Consider the following 14,369-nt stretch of genomic DNA (forward strand, 5'->3'; position numbering starts at 1 on the left):
GTTAGAGTAGTCTCAGAATGCAGTGGGGAAAGCCCATTCTGAGAACATGCTTCAGTCTGGAAGAAACCGAGGAAAACGCAAATGGGAATGGCTATGAAGCAACCGTCGGGGCCATCATCCGGAGATTATTATGAATCTCGTCCATTTACGGAACTGTATGACGAATATTTTGATCGCGTCAACCGGTATTTGCGATGCCGGGTTCAGAGTACGTGGGATGCCGATGATTTGACAACCGTGGTCTTTTTAAAAGCGCTAGAAAAATTCGAGCAATATAGCAGAACAAGTCCTTTCGCATCATGGATTTTTCGTATTGCTCACAATACATATGTAGATTTTATGCGGAAAAACAGGGAGTTACCGGTCGACCAGGAAGATTTTCTAGGAGCAGAACCGGACGACACATGGCAGCCGGAACGGCAGGCGCTGACGAATGAAGAGATTCGTCTGCTTCGTGATCGTCTGGACTTATTGTCTCAGGATCAACGAGACGTGTTGATGCTCCGCTACTTTGCTGACCTCAAAATCAGCCAGGTGGCTGAGGTGCTCGGTAAAACAGAATCGAGTATCAAAATGATTTCTTATCGCGGATTACAAAAACTTCAGAAGATGTATGAGAGGGGGGACTCCGAATGAGAGAAGAGGAGAAGCACCCCCAGGATCATCAATCGGATGATCAGACTGTAACCCAACTCCTAGCCCATTTGAAGCAGATGCGCGGAACGGTTCCTGTCAATTATCAATTAAAATCAGACCTTAAAAAGCAATTGCTCCAGAAAATGAGAGATCTCGAAGCCAAGCAGGCAAAAGTTCCAAGTGCCGTACCCCAAAAATGGGGGAGGTTGGTTTGGAGCGGAATCGCAGCTGCTGCTCTCACCCTTGCCATAGTAGGATTTGTGTGGTGGAACAATACCTCTCTTGCCGTTCGAGAGCATGAAGTACTTAAGCTGCCAGCACAAGCAACCGTGGAGCTTGTTGATATTGATCAGAAAGCCACTCAGCTAGCTTACATCAATAACAATGCAGAGCTGAAAACCATTCCAATTGATGAGAAATTAAAGCCAGTCACGATCAAGCTACCGCCAACCGAAGGAAAATACACCGGGGTAGCGTGGTCTAATTCTGGGAAGCAAATCGCTGTCGTTGAGCAGGATAAAAAATTATCGAGGCTATGGATTGTGGAGATGCCAACGACTTACAGCATGGGAAGTAGCCGATTGCTGAAGGAAGAAGAAGGAGTATTGTACTCTTCACCAAGCTGGTCTGAACATGATGATTCGCTTGCCTTTACCCGCTCTAAAAATGGCGTCGAAGAAATTTGGGCGAGCAGCACAGTATCGTTCCAAGAATGGAAGCTAGTAGAAGGCTCTCAGCCTGAATGGTCACCAGATGGAAGTTTGCTTGCCTTCAATAAAGCCGGTGAAGTACAGCTGATGGAAATGCGGACGGGGAAAGTTACCTCACTTGCAGTGGGACAGTGGGCATCGTGGAGCTCCGATACGCGATTGACCTATACACACCCAAATGGAACGCTGATGGAAGTAAACGTGAGTGAAGAGCCTTTTGTGACACGCGAGCTACCATTGCGAAACCAGTCCTCTGAAGAGCTGATCAAAGGCAACTGGGCAAACAAAGGTAAGCACTTACTGCTTATCTCACGCCATGATCAGCTGCAACAACTGGTTATCTCTTTGGCGTCACGAAAATGAGCGGAGGAACAAGCATGAGATGGAAATGGGTGTTAATCTTTGTCATCACATGGCTTAGCTTTTCAATACGCCCAGCTATGGCAGAGAGCAACGTAGACATACAATTCGAGATACCTTTAAGTGGTATCGTCAAATATGAATCATGGATGAGACTAAACGTAAAGGTAACCAGCCAAGAGCAGGATTTCACAGGGGCTGTAGAGTTATCGCAGCGACAAGTCAAAAAAAATAATGAATTTAAGCTTCGGCGTCCAATAAAGCTCGAGCAAGGAAAGAGTACAACCGTTTACTTTGATATGCCTTCCCAAATATTGCTCGATGATTGGTACGTCCAGGTGACGCAAAACGGTCAAGTTGTCAAAAGCGAAAAGCTGCGTATCCCTTATCCAACAGACGGGCGCACCATTGGGGTGATCAGCGAGGAGGGTAATGCGTTTCATTTCCTTGCCGTTAATCAATCACAATCCAAAATGAATCGCCCCTTGTCCGTTCAAAATCTCACGGAACAAATGTTGCCTGACCAATCGTGGATTTACGAAAACATAGACATGTTAGCACTGGCAGGCAATAGTGGCTCTACGATTAATGATCAACAGATGGCAGCGATCAAGGAGTGGATCCAGCTAGGGGGGATCGTGGTTGTTTCCGCAGGTCCCAATCAAGATGGAATGATCCAGCGGTTTGCTGATATTCTCCCTGTGGAAGCCGGAAAAGCTGGTAATATAGAGCTACAGCAAGCATTAAGTGAGTATGACATTGCGAAAGTCGCTCCAAATGGCAGTATCGGTGTATACAACCGTGACTTGCCCTTATTTGTGTCAAAATCGTACGGCAAAGGGCTGCTGCTATTTGTTAACTATGATGTGACAGCAGAGCCGTTGGCATCGTGGCAGTTCAATCCACAACTGTGGCAGAATGCAATGATCCAGCATGGTGCCAAGAAGATTTTTGAAGAGAAGCCTTATATGGATCAAATGACACGGCCTTTTCTTGACTTGAGCAAGAAGATTCCTGAAGTACAGACTCCTCCACCGATCTGGATGGTGGCGTTGTGGGGCGGCTATGTAATTGTACTCGCACCATTGACATACTTCGTTCTGAAAAGAATGAGAAAACCTGAATGGGCGTGGGGAGTAATCCCAGTTGGAGGAATTTTCTTGACCGTCGCTATATTCGCGGTTGGAAAGCCTGCTGTTGTGAAAACGAGTACGAGCTACACCGTAACCAAGATCGACATATTAGATGAGTCTCTGGCTCATGTTCGCTCAGCCGCAACGTTTTTGGGCGTGGATCAAAACGAATACGATGTTCAGCTTGAACCTTCAATCGTTGCACTGCCCTTGACATTGGGGAGAAATGATTATCGACCAGAGGGATTAATGGATGGAGATGAGGTTCTCTCTTTCCGCAATCTCCCTTATTTGACACCGAAACAGGCAATCGGTATCGGGGTAAAGCATGACATGGGTGCTTTTGAAACTTCCTTGCGAATCAATGAGAATCGTCTGCAAGGTCACGTGAAAAACAATACGGAGTTTGCCTACGATCAGACTTTTATTGAAATTGGTTTTCAGCGAATTCCGCTTGGACCATTGAAAAAGGGAGAAGAAAAGCAGATTGACAGTGTGCTTGAGGCCTTGTTTATGCCAAGAAAACCACAAGCAACAAACGAATTGCAAACGATGGAAGAACGAATCAAAGAAATGCAGGAAAGAGTCGTTGAGTATGAAGATGGGAATCAGGTAAGTATCATCGGGACAACGACAGAGCCTCTTCCTCTGATGACAATGCAGGTGCCTCACCAAGCGCAATACTGGAATGTCATTCAGCAGCCTATTCAATTCCAACCGAATGAGCAAGGTCTAGTGACTTGTCCTTATGGCCTGCTTGATGCCGATATGTATGAAGTGACAGGAGATTTCGACAGTACCGGGTACATTTGGCAGCTTGGGAAGGGCAGTATTACGTTTGAATTACGTACAGATAAAGCGGCGATCAATATGAAGCGAATAACGGTACCGCTGAATCACAGCTCATTCAAGCCTTTCCGGATAGAATACTTCCACCAAAAGAGCGGTAGGTGGATACCTGTTGAGCGTGGGACGAGACTTGTCCTCCATAATGAACTCCAGCAAGTATTGACGCCAAATCAGACATTATTGCTACGTTTTTCCCACAATGGAACGTCGCGATTAGCTCTACCAGAGCCAATTTTCCAGGTAGAGGGGGTGCGGAAATGGTAATCGAAACCGTTCATTTAGGAAAAAGATACGGCAATTTGCAAGCGTTGACGGATTTAAACCTTTCCATCGAGCCAGGAAAGGTGTTCGGTTTCATTGGTCCAAATGGCGCCGGAAAATCTACTACAATGCTCATCTTGTCTACCCTTCTGGAACAGAGTGAAGGGGAAGCATTTGTCTGCGGCTACAATGTACGCAAAGATCCTGCGAGTGTACGCCAGTCTGTTGGCTACATGCCCGATTTTTTTGGCGTGTACGACAATTTGACAGCGGTGGAGTATTTGGAGTTTTATGCCGGAGCGTACAAAATTCCTGCCTCCAAAAGACGGGCACTCGTCGGTGATCTTTTGGAACTAGTAAATTTGTCTCACAAAGCAGACGCTTTCGTCGACTCTTTGTCTCGAGGCATGCAACAGCGCTTGGGGCTAGCACGTTGTCTCGTACATGATCCGGCCGTGCTGATTTTGGATGAACCCGCGTCAGGACTGGATCCGAGAGCTCGTATCGAATTGCGCGAAATTATGAAGCAATTACGCGAAATGGGTAAGACGATTATTATCAGCTCCCATGTTTTGCCGGAGCTAGCCGAGTTGTGTGATGATATTGGTGTCATTGAAAAAGGCAGATTAATTGCGTATGGTTCTGTGCATGAGGTCAGCAATCGGGATACAGGACAAAGCCGGATGCAAGTAAGGGCCCTGCGGAATTTGGACAAAGCGGGACTTCTGTTAGCGAGCTCTCCGTATGTACATCAATTGACAGAATACATGGGAGGCTATCGCTTCTACTTTCAAGGGACGGAGCAACAAAAAGCTGAATTGCTTCAAGAACTGCTGGATGAGCAGGTCGCAGTCGTCTACTATGGCGATTCCAAGAAAGATTTAGAAGACGTCTTCTTAGCGATTACGGAAGGAGTCGGTATGGAGTGAGCGACTTCTTGTTCAATCCTCTTTTGGTCAAAGAAATGCGGGAAAGATTCCGCTCGAGAAAGACCATGCTCATATTAGCGGTTTACTTGTTTGTCATGGGGGGAATACCGATGGGCTTTTTGCTCATGGCCCCCTTAAAGGCCGAATCGTTAGGGGATAATCGGGATTTGTTTCTGATATCCGCGGGGATACACTACGCGATGATTTGCTTTGTGGCACCTGCACTGACTGCTGGCGCGATCAGTGGAGAGAGAGAACGCCAAACCTTGCATATTTTGCTGACGACCCAGTTGTCGACGCGCACCATAATTTTGAGCAAGCTCATTACGTCTTTGGCGTTCTCCACGCTGCTCTTGGTTGCATCGATGCCTTTGTACAGTATTGTGATGCTTTACGGAAGCGTCTCCCCGGAACAAATGGCGCAGCTCGTCCTGTTTCTCGCGGTGAATATGTTTTTTCTCGGGTCGTTGGGGTTGTTCTGCTCCACCTGGATTAAACGAACGTCGATCTCGACGGTCACCACATACGGCATTGCCTTCTTTTTTGTAGTAGGTACTGGCTTGCTGTTCTTTTTCATCGGTGAGTCCTTGCAACAGACGTATCCAGAACGGTACGTCAATTCGGATGTATGGAACATGTATGAGCTGCAGATGCTGGCAGGGACGAACCCTATCATCGTGTTGTTCGATATTTTAGGCGAGTCATTCGATCAATCCGATGACATCAGTTTTGCGCCGTGGTTGTTTTTCTCATGTGTGTACGTGGTTCTTTCCTTTGTACTCGTCATCTGGAGCGCTTATTTGCTAAAACCAATCCGCCGAAAATGGTGGAGTTGGAAGAAACGACCTGTTCGTGTACAATGAAAAAGGTGCATGGGAAAAGGGAGGTTTTTTTGTGAGCGATCAAGATGTACAGATCATTGATTTTGAAGAACTGCTTCGTGCGATTGAGAGCCGTCTGGCATCTGCAGGGATGTATGTTAAACGCGAAGCGATCGTGACTATACTTCAGGCAGAAGAAGCATTTTTGCTTGAAAAAGGTGTTCTTCAAGAGTATAGTGAGTAATCAGCTAACAACCTGCCTCAAGTGGTAGGTTGTTTTTCATGGACAGGGAAGGCATAAAGTCATTCGCCTGTTTGCTTCTCCCGGAAAAAAACGGTATGATGGAACAGAGTACGAATATCAGCATAAGGACGTGAACACATTGACAGAAGAGAACAAAGACCTAGAATTGGGCGATATCATTACATTGGACGATGAAAATGGTGAACCGTTGGGGGATTTCGAAGTATTGGCTATGTTCGACCTGAACGGTAAAGAATATATTGCCTTGGCTGAAGCTGTGGAAGATGAAGAAAGCGAAGAAGATGAAGAAGTGGATATCTTCGTATTCCAAGTGGACGGCGGCGAAATGGTACCATTGGAAGAGGACGAGGAGAGCACTGTTTACGCGAAGCTGAACGAAGTGCTGGAAGGCATCGAACTCATTAAAGAAGACAAGTAATCCTGGTATGAATGAAACAAGCCACTGCTGGCGTTAGAACCCAAGCAGTGGCTTTTTCTTGCGGTCGATCAGTCATTCATTTTAATAATGTTATCCTTAAGGTCTCGTACAACGAGAAGGCATGTATAATCCGTTTCTTGCAGTTCCCGAACCAATGCCGAGCACTCGTCTTTGGTAAGACCTAGCTTTTCGAGACGGGTACGGAGTTCTTTCCCACCATTGTCAAAGAAATGCGCCATACTGTCAATGTGACCGACGGCACTTTCAAAGTGGGTACTGTATTTATAAAAATTGTTTCGTTGATTGGAGTGATTTTTATCAGGATTCCATTTCAAAACCCAGATGTCATCACTGTTGTATCCGGCAGAATTTAACGCATGAACGTCAGAAGCTAGCTCAGCATCATACTTATGGAATTTGACAAACGGCTTGGTAGCACTGATCAAAAGTATTCCCCCCTTTTTGGCCTCAGGAATCGATGCCTTACTAGGATGCCCAAAGCCAAAGCGCGGATGAATGGAAATACCTGAGGCACAGTTGTGAACGCTACGTAAGAACAATTGACATATTTTCCTTGATAGTAGCAGGATTTACGCTGATGGGGGAAGAAATAGAGAAAGGGAAACAGATGTTTTGGTTTTTCATTTTGACCAATCTTCACCATTAGTGCTACACTAATTAATGGAATATGCATGTCATGTACAGAACGAAATGAGAAACGAGGAATACTGAGAAGAATCGGCCATCTCGCTAGGGGCGAGGTGGCTTTTTTGCCCCATTTTGCTACTGGCGTTGAATACTATGGGAACCATACGGTACAATAGCGATTAAGTGTTCGCTTTTATTAGGAAAACGTTCCTCTCATGGGGATTGAATCATCTCGGCGTTTTTCAAAAAAGGTGAATACGACGCTAGCCATCAGTAAAAAAGGCATGATCGTTTTTCTACGTGTCCGAAGAGTAGAGGGGAGAGCGCGATTGAAGGAAACAGAAACACAGCAAACACTAACGTACACAGAAGAAGATATTCAGGTCTTAGAAGGCTTGATTGCCGTTCGAAAGCGGCCTGGAATGTACATCGGCTCCACGGGCTCGCGTGGCCTGCATCATCTGCTGTGGGAAATTGTAGATAACGCCAAAGACGAGTCGCTTGCCGGCGTTAACGATAGCATCATCGTTACATTGTACAAGGATGGCAGTGTCAGTGTAGAAGACCATGGACGCGGAATTCCAACGGGTATGCACAAAACCGGCCGACCTGTACCAGAAGTTATTTTTACGACGCTCCATGCCGGTGGTAAATTCGGTGGTGGCGGATATAAAAAAAGTGGTGGCTTGCACGGGGTAGGCTCCAGTGTCGTTGTGGCCTTGTCCAAATGGCTTGAGGTCGAAATCCACCGGGAAGGCAAAATTCATAAGCAACGCTTTGAATATGTTGTGGATGCAAATGGAACCGAGCATGTCGGTAAACCGGTTACCGGTCTTGAAATTACAGGGAACACGAAACGCACAGGAACAACGGTACGTTTTTTGCCGGATGACGCGGTGTTTGGCAATGCTCGCTTTGACTATGAGACGATTCGTGATCGTTTTCGTGAGACGGCATTCCTTCTGAAAAAGCTGCGCATGGTTTTGATTGACGAGCGCGGACCTGAAAAGAAACGGGAAGAGTTTTACTTCGAAGATGGCTTGAAATCATACGTTTCTTACTTGAATGAGGGGAAAAATACGCTCCATCCGATCGTTTACTTCGAAGGGGAAAAGGACAATATCTACGTCGAGTTGGCTTTTCAGTACAATGACGGCTATGCAGAGACACTAGTGTCCTATGTCAACTCAATTGTAACGACGGATGGCGGAACTCATGTCACAGGCTTCCGCAACGGTACGACCCGGATCTTTAACGAATTTGCCCGGAAAAAAGGGTACTTGAAAGAAAAGGACCCGAACTTGACTGGAAACGATTTGCGGGAAGGTTTCCTCGGTGTATTGTCATTGCAAATGGCTGACGTCCAGTTTGAGTCCCAAACAAAAGACAAGCTGGGGAACGAAGAAGCACGGGCAATTGTAGAACAGATTGTTTCCGAAAAGCTAGGCTTCTTCCTCGAGGAAAATCCGGAAATAGGCAAGCTGCTGATTGACAAGGCGTTGCGTTCTGCTGAGATTCGCGAAGAGCTGCGCAAACAACGCGAAGCCCTGCGCGGCGACAAGAAAGGCAAAACCGCGAAAAAGCGCAAATCGATTTCGGAAAAGTTTACTCCGCCGCAATACAGAGACTCCAAGCGCAATGAGCTCTTCCTCGTCGAGGGGGATTCCGCGGGTGGCTCTGCAAAACAGGCGCGTAATTCAGAGTTCCAAGCCTTGTTTAGCCTGCGCGGGAAGCCGTTGAACACGGAAAAAGCAAAGCTTTCCGAGGTATTGGCGAATGAAGAGTTCCGCACGATCCTAGAGGTGCTTGAAACCGATATTGGCGAAGAGTTTTCCATCGAAAACTGTGCATTTGACAAAGTGATCATCATGTCTGACGCGGACGTTGACGGCTCGCACATTCAAACGCTGCTACTGACCTTCTTCTTCCGCTACATGCGCCCGATGATTGCAGCAGGTCACTTGTATATTGCCCAACCGCCTTTGTATCAGGTGAAAAAGCAGAGCAAAGGCAAGCAGACAGAGGGGATTTACTGTTGGAGCGATTACGAGCTGGAACAGGCGTTGAAAAAGGCTGGACGCGGTGCTGAAGTACAGCGCTACAAAGGATTGGGTGAGATGAACGCCGATCAGCTCTGGGAAACAACCATGGACCCTGAGACGCGCAAGCTCATTAAGGTTGAACTGGAAGACCTCGCTCACTGTGAGAAGCTGGTAACCGTTTTGATGGGTGACAAAGTCCCACCTCGGCGTGAGTGGATCGAGAACCACGTCACCTTTGAAGTGGGGGAGGATGAATAAGCATGCTGTCCAATCAAGTTATTAATCAGAGCTTCGCGGAGATTATGGGAAAGCGCTTCGGGGACTATGCCAACCTGGTTATTCTCTCACGCGCGATCCCTGATGCTCGCGATGGACTAAAACCGGTACAGCGCCGTATTTTGTATGCCATGTACCAAGAAGGCAATACGAACGATAAACCATACCGGAAATCAGCGAAAACAGTCGGGTACGTGATGGGTACCTATCACCCGCACGGTGACTCGGCGATTTACGAAACGATGGTGAGGATGGCGCAATGGTGGAAAATGCGTCAGGTGCTCATTCAAGGCCACGGAAACTTTGGTAGCTTGGACGCAGACCCGCCAGCCGCTATGCGTTATACCGAATCCAGATTGTCGGCATTGGCCAATGAGCTACTGCGCGATATTGAAAAGGATACGGTTACATTTATCCCGAACTACGACAACTCCGCTCAACAACCGGCAGTATTGCCTTCACGGTTTCCCAATCTACTCGTGAATGGCGCTGCCGGGATCGCGGTTGGTTTTGCAACGGACATCCCTACTCACAATTTGGGCGAAGTCATCGATGCGGCTGTTGCCCAAATGAAGAACCCGAATATCTCGCTGGATGAGCTGATGCAGCACGTCAAAGGTCCGGATTTTCCGACAGGCGGCATTGTCCAAGGGCTGTCCGGAATTCGCAAGGCGTTTGAGACAGGCCGTGGTCAATTCATCATTCGCGGGAAGACCCATGTAGAGGAGCCAAAAGGCGGCAAGATCAAAAAAATCGTCGTTTCTGAAATTCCTTACGAAGTGGTCAAGTCGAAGCTCGTTGGTCAAATCGATGAGCTCGTAATGGATCGCAAAATCGAGGGAGCACTGGCGGTGCGCGATGAAACCGGTCGCAAAGAGGCCGAGCAGAAAAAAGTTCGTATCGTAGTGGATATTCGCAAGGAAGCGGATGAGCAGGCGATTCTCAACTACCTGTACAAAAATACGGATCTGCAAATCTATTACAATTACAACATGAACGTGATTCATGAGGGGACCATCCGCCAGATGGGACTCAAGGCTTTATTGGGGGCGTACATCGACCACCAAAAAGAAGTCGTCACGAATCGCTGTCAATTTGATCTGAATCGAAAGCAAAGCCGCGAGCATATCGTGGAAGGCTTGATTCGCGCCAAGTCCATTTTGCGTCAGATCGTCGATACGATTATGGATTCGGAAGACCGTGCAGATGCCAAGAAAAACATCATGGAGAAATACGGCTTCACCGAAAACCAAGCAGATGCGATCTTGAGCATTCAGCTCGCTTCCTTGACACGTTTGGATATCGTCAAGCTGGAAAAAGAATTGGCTACGCTGGCAAAAGAAATCGAGGAGCTGAAGTCGATTTTGGCGAGCGAGAAAAAGCTGATTCAAGTCATTACAGGCGAACTGAACGAGATCAAGAAAAAATACGCAGAAGAGCGCCTGACAGAAATCCAGGGTGAGATCGAGGAAATTAAAATCGATATTGCGATGCAAATCAATGCAGAGGATTGCATCGTAACCCTCACAAACGAAGGATATATCAAGCGGACGAGTCCGCGCTCCTTCAAATCAGTGGGGGGAACGTTGGAGACATGTGGGGTAAAAGAAGGAGACCGTGTCCGTTATTTCATGGAGACCAATACGTCTCACACTGCTCTCTTCTTTACTCAGGACGGTAAATACTTTGCTACACTGGTCAACGCCTTCCCGGACGATAAGTGGAAGGATATCGGTTCCGCCCTCGTCAACATCATCCCGTTGGAGAAGAATCAGCGGATCGTTGGCTTTACGATCGTAGAAACCTTCAAACAACCGCTGTATGTGTACCATGTAAGTAAAAATGGTTTGATGAAAAAGACGGCGTTGTCCGAATACGAAACGAATCGTTCCAGTGCGTTGGTAGCTGCGAAGCTGAAAGCAGACGATGACGAGTTTGTGAATGTATTTGTGGCTGACGAAGCTGGGGCGATACTCGGTGCTACGAAAGATGGCATGGGCATTCGATTCCATCGCAGTGAAGTCAGCGCAACGGGTAGAGCGTCGAGCGGGGTAAAAGCAATCGCACTTGCTCCTGGTGACGATGTCATCACGATGCTACCGATTGAGGAAGTCGATTCTCGTGCCTTTAGCTTGTTGACGGCTGAAGGGGTTGTAAAACGCACAGCAATTGCTGCGATCCCACTCCAGGCTCGCGCAGGAAAAGGCGTACAGTTGATTCGTAAACGAAAAAATAATCCGCATGAGCTTGTTGCGATGTTCATCGAGGAAACAGTTTATACTTGGACGTCGCAGAACGAATGGACCCTTGTCGAGACAGAGCAAGTGATCGTCAACGAGCAAGGTGGCATCGGCCGACAACTGGTGGAGGGTGGGGTAAAAGCAGTTGCTTTTGAAACCATTTTGCCGACAGATGAACCGAAGGACGAAGCGACTGCAAAAGGCTCAGGAGACGGAGCTGGCACAGCAAGCCAACAGAAAAGGCCTAATGCCCAGGCCAACCTGTTCGATGGAGATCATCGTGAATAAAAGGAATGATGAATAGATGGCGTTTGAAGCCTTTGTTTCACCGCTAAGCTGGCAGCAGGTTTCTCTGCTCCTTGATACTGTGCAATATTTCGAAGACGCGCCGAAACTGCTCTCTCTTCCACAAGAGCAAGGAGCAAGTGTGCCTGTGCCGATTACGTCAGACACATTGAAGACGATGCTTGGTTGTCTGGACGAAGAGGAAGCATTTAGCCGCAAAGCTTTTTCATTGAGTTGGGAAGTAGCTGAGGACGAAGGGAGTGGCTATCTCGTTGTCGAGCTCCCGAATGGAGACATCGTGAGACAGCCAGCCGTTCTATCCGCTTTTTCTCCGGTTTAACAAATAAACGCTTTGGTGACGCGCTTGCATTCATGACAGGATGTGAGCGGCTTGCCAAAGCGTTTTTTGCATATAAAAAGATTGCCAGCGAATTGGAGTATATGATACAGTTTGAACACGAGTTGTTGCGTAATAAAGTTAGTAACTTACTGAATTGGCATACTTACCACTGGGGGATAGAATCATGGAAAAAGTCATCGATCAAAAGGCTTTTATGGACGTCATTCGGGAGCGTCGTTCCGTACGTCATTACGATCCAACAGCAAAAATCTCACGGGATGAACTCAAGGAAATGTTGAGAGAAGCGACTTTGGCACCTTCCAGCTCCAATCTCCAGCCATGGCGGTTTTTGATTATCGATGAACAGCCATTGAAAGAGAAGCTGCTCCCCATCGCATTTAACCAAAAGCAGGTGGTAGAGGCTGCGGCGATTATTGCAGTCCTGGCTGATTATGAGGGCTACAAGCAAGCCGGGAGCATTTACAAAAAAGCGGTAGAAGCAGGCTACATGACAGAGGAAGTAAAAGCTACACTCATCGACAACATTAACAAGCGTTATGAGAATCGGGATCGAGCAATCATCAAGGAAATTGCTTTGGTAGACGGAGGTCTCGTCTCGATGCAATTGATGCTCGTTGCCAAGGCAAGAGGGTATGACACGGTGCCAATGGGAGGCTATAACAGCGAGAAATTTAAGGAAGCTTTCCAAATCCCAGAACAATATGAAACGGTCATGTTGATTGCAGTCGGCAAGGCGGCAGAGCCTGGTCATCCGACTACTCGCCTGGATGTAGACGAGATTACGTTCTGGAATGAGATGCCGAGTAAATAAGCATGGAGAAATGGAATAGCCTTGGCCTGATAGGATTTTGGGCCTGGGCTTTTTTCACGTTTGCAAGCTTTCGAGGGCCAGACATGCTGGCAATCAGGTGAAATGGGGCGTACAATAGGGAGACACGACAGTAACGAAAGAGAAGCCGCAGACGAGCGAAAGAAGGGTGTAGGATGAAAAGATTGTTGGCAATCAGCGATATTCATGGGGAATTGGAGAAACTGGAATCGTTGATGGAGCAAGTTCAGTACGATCCACAAAACGATCAATTGATCCTGCTAGGTGATTATGTAGACCGTGGACCAGAGTCGAAAGGAGTCGTCGACAAGGTAAAACAGCTCCATGCAGAAGGGGCAATCGTGTTGATGGGCAATCATGATCATATGATGGTTAAGTCATTCGACCAAGACCCTGTCTTTATCGAACGATGGTTCCGAAACGGCGCACAAAAGACGTTGGCGAGCTATGGTCATGCCGCAGCAGATACGGAGTCTGGCGCACCGGAGGCCTTGGAAATCACTTCTTCAGTCAAAGAGCATCTGGAATTTTTGGCTGGCTTGGACTGCTATTATGAAACCGATGATTATATTTTTGTTCACGGGGGTGTACATCCCGAGACTCCGGTTGCAGAGACTGACCCGTACCTGCTGATGTGGATACGTGATGAATTCCATAAAGGTTACCAGGGTGAGAAGACTGTTGTTTTTGGTCACACGCCAACCAGTTCTTTGCACGGTAAACATGATGTGTTTTACGGTGAAAATAAAATCATCGGCATTGACGGAGGTGCCGTATTCGGCGGTCGTCTGCATTGCTTGGAGCTGCCCAGCCGAAAGGTTTACTCGGTAGAGTAATAGAACAAGAACGAAAGGCTTCCACCTCTCATTACAAAGAGCGGGTGAAAGCCTTTTTTGATGTGCGTCAAGATAAGTTCAGAGTAATATTGTAATGAATTTTATTTAAATAAATTGCAAAAATTAATAATTAAAGGCTTGTCTTCTAATATTTGGGATAGTAAAATATTCCCAACTCACTCATATTCTTATTGTTTATCATCATATTAGCCCACGTGAATATTTGCAAATCAATGACCAATTTCCCCTGCCATACTCGCTGCAATGTGACCGTTACTCTAATTGTCGCTCTTATTCCACTCCCAGAAAAGACAAAAGAACCAGCCATTAAAAAAAACTTTGATCGATACATTCATTCCTGGAAAAAGGTAAGAATCACCCATCTCATTATGGCGATGGTTTCTTACTGTTTAACACTTCAAGAAAAATCAATAAATGGAAATGAAAGTAAGTAGCGTATTTCTGGTCGC

At 46.9% G+C, this 14,369-nt stretch carries 13 protein-coding genes; 12 read left to right on the forward strand and 1 reads right to left on the reverse strand.

The annotated features are described in order from the left end of the window. Positions 1-81: 81 nt before the first annotated feature. The 7 genes from HP399_RS14250 (at position 82) to HP399_RS14280 (ending at position 6,382) form a co-directional block, all read left to right on the forward strand. Positions 82-636, forward strand: coding sequence for an RNA polymerase sigma factor (locus HP399_RS14250; protein ID WP_047067599.1), 555 nt, complete (start codon positions 82-84; stop codon positions 634-636). Continuing rightward, positions 633-1,709, forward strand: a complete 1,077-nt coding sequence (locus HP399_RS14255; RefSeq protein WP_173619559.1) for a TolB family protein — start codon at positions 633-635, stop codon at positions 1,707-1,709. The genes HP399_RS14250 and HP399_RS14255 overlap by 4 nt, the downstream gene beginning before the upstream one ends. Before the next feature lie 14 nt (positions 1,710-1,723). Continuing rightward, positions 1,724-3,952 (forward strand): hypothetical protein, encoded by a 2,229-nt coding sequence (locus HP399_RS14260; protein WP_173619558.1) that lies wholly within the window; start codon positions 1,724-1,726, stop codon positions 3,950-3,952. Continuing rightward, positions 3,946-4,878, forward strand: coding sequence for an ABC transporter ATP-binding protein (locus HP399_RS14265; RefSeq protein ID WP_173619557.1), 933 nt, complete (start codon positions 3,946-3,948; stop codon positions 4,876-4,878). Before HP399_RS14260 ends, HP399_RS14265 begins: the two co-directional genes overlap by 7 nt. Then, entirely contained in the window at positions 4,875-5,741 is an 867-nt protein-coding gene (locus HP399_RS14270; protein WP_173619556.1) for an ABC transporter permease, read from the forward strand. Before HP399_RS14265 ends, HP399_RS14270 begins: the two co-directional genes overlap by 4 nt. Continuing rightward, positions 5,731-5,943 carry a hypothetical protein gene (locus HP399_RS14275; protein WP_017249136.1) on the forward strand — a complete coding sequence of 71 codons (213 nt, stop codon included), beginning with the start codon at positions 5,731-5,733 and terminating at the stop codon, positions 5,941-5,943. The genes HP399_RS14270 and HP399_RS14275 overlap by 11 nt, the downstream gene beginning before the upstream one ends. A 139-nt stretch (positions 5,944-6,082) precedes the next feature. Next, positions 6,083-6,382 (forward strand): DUF1292 domain-containing protein, encoded by a 300-nt coding sequence (locus HP399_RS14280; RefSeq protein WP_007718819.1) that lies wholly within the window; start codon positions 6,083-6,085, stop codon positions 6,380-6,382. Positions 6,383-6,450: 68 nt separating this feature from the next. Here the strand turns inward: HP399_RS14280 and HP399_RS14285 are convergent, their stop codons facing one another. Further along, on the reverse strand, positions 6,451-6,828 hold the full coding sequence (locus HP399_RS14285) for a YflT domain-containing protein (RefSeq protein ID WP_047067585.1): 378 nt from the start codon (positions 6,826-6,828) through the stop codon (positions 6,451-6,453). Positions 6,829-7,359: 531 nt separating this feature from the next. Here HP399_RS14285 and HP399_RS14290 point away from each other — a divergent pair. The 5 genes from HP399_RS14290 (at position 7,360) to HP399_RS14310 (ending at position 13,899) form a co-directional block, all read left to right on the forward strand. Continuing rightward, positions 7,360-9,330 carry a DNA gyrase/topoisomerase IV subunit B gene (locus HP399_RS14290; RefSeq protein WP_173619555.1) on the forward strand — a complete coding sequence of 657 codons (1,971 nt, stop codon included), beginning with the start codon at positions 7,360-7,362 and terminating at the stop codon, positions 9,328-9,330. Between the two features lie 2 nt (positions 9,331-9,332). Continuing rightward, positions 9,333-11,876, forward strand: a complete 2,544-nt coding sequence (gene parC / locus HP399_RS14295; protein ID WP_173619554.1) for a DNA topoisomerase IV subunit A — start codon at positions 9,333-9,335, stop codon at positions 11,874-11,876. 16 nt (positions 11,877-11,892) lie between these two features. Next, positions 11,893-12,213, forward strand: coding sequence for a hypothetical protein (locus HP399_RS14300; RefSeq protein WP_173619553.1), 321 nt, complete (start codon positions 11,893-11,895; stop codon positions 12,211-12,213). Between the two features lie 184 nt (positions 12,214-12,397). Then, positions 12,398-13,045, forward strand: a complete 648-nt coding sequence (locus tag HP399_RS14305; RefSeq protein ID WP_173619552.1) for a nitroreductase family protein — start codon at positions 12,398-12,400, stop codon at positions 13,043-13,045. Between the two features lie 173 nt (positions 13,046-13,218). Beyond that, positions 13,219-13,899, forward strand: coding sequence for a metallophosphoesterase family protein (locus HP399_RS14310; RefSeq protein ID WP_173619551.1), 681 nt, complete (start codon positions 13,219-13,221; stop codon positions 13,897-13,899). The last annotated feature ends 470 nt before the right edge of the window (positions 13,900-14,369 follow it).

Source organism: Brevibacillus sp. DP1.3A, from assembly GCF_013284245.2.
Lineage (GTDB): Bacteria > Bacillota > Bacilli > Brevibacillales > Brevibacillaceae > Brevibacillus.

What these genes read in the sequence shown, in the direction of transcription:
- HP399_RS14255 (WP_173619559.1), top strand. Translation starts at nt 633, where the DNA reads ATGAGAGAAGAGGAGAAGCACCCCCAGGATCATCAATCGGATGATCAG.
- HP399_RS14265 (WP_173619557.1), top strand. Translation starts at nt 3,946, where the DNA reads ATGGTAATCGAAACCGTTCATTTAGGAAAAAGATACGGCAATTTGCAA.
- HP399_RS14305 (WP_173619552.1), top strand. Translation starts at nt 12,398, where the DNA reads ATGGAAAAAGTCATCGATCAAAAGGCTTTTATGGACGTCATTCGGGAG.
- HP399_RS14260 (WP_173619558.1), top strand. Translation starts at nt 1,724, where the DNA reads ATGAGATGGAAATGGGTGTTAATCTTTGTCATCACATGGCTTAGCTTT.
- HP399_RS14250 (WP_047067599.1), top strand. Translation starts at nt 82, where the DNA reads ATGGGAATGGCTATGAAGCAACCGTCGGGGCCATCATCCGGAGATTAT.
- parC (WP_173619554.1), top strand. Translation starts at nt 9,333, where the DNA reads ATGCTGTCCAATCAAGTTATTAATCAGAGCTTCGCGGAGATTATGGGA.
- HP399_RS14300 (WP_173619553.1), top strand. Translation starts at nt 11,893, where the DNA reads ATGGCGTTTGAAGCCTTTGTTTCACCGCTAAGCTGGCAGCAGGTTTCT.
- HP399_RS14310 (WP_173619551.1), top strand. Translation starts at nt 13,219, where the DNA reads ATGAAAAGATTGTTGGCAATCAGCGATATTCATGGGGAATTGGAGAAA.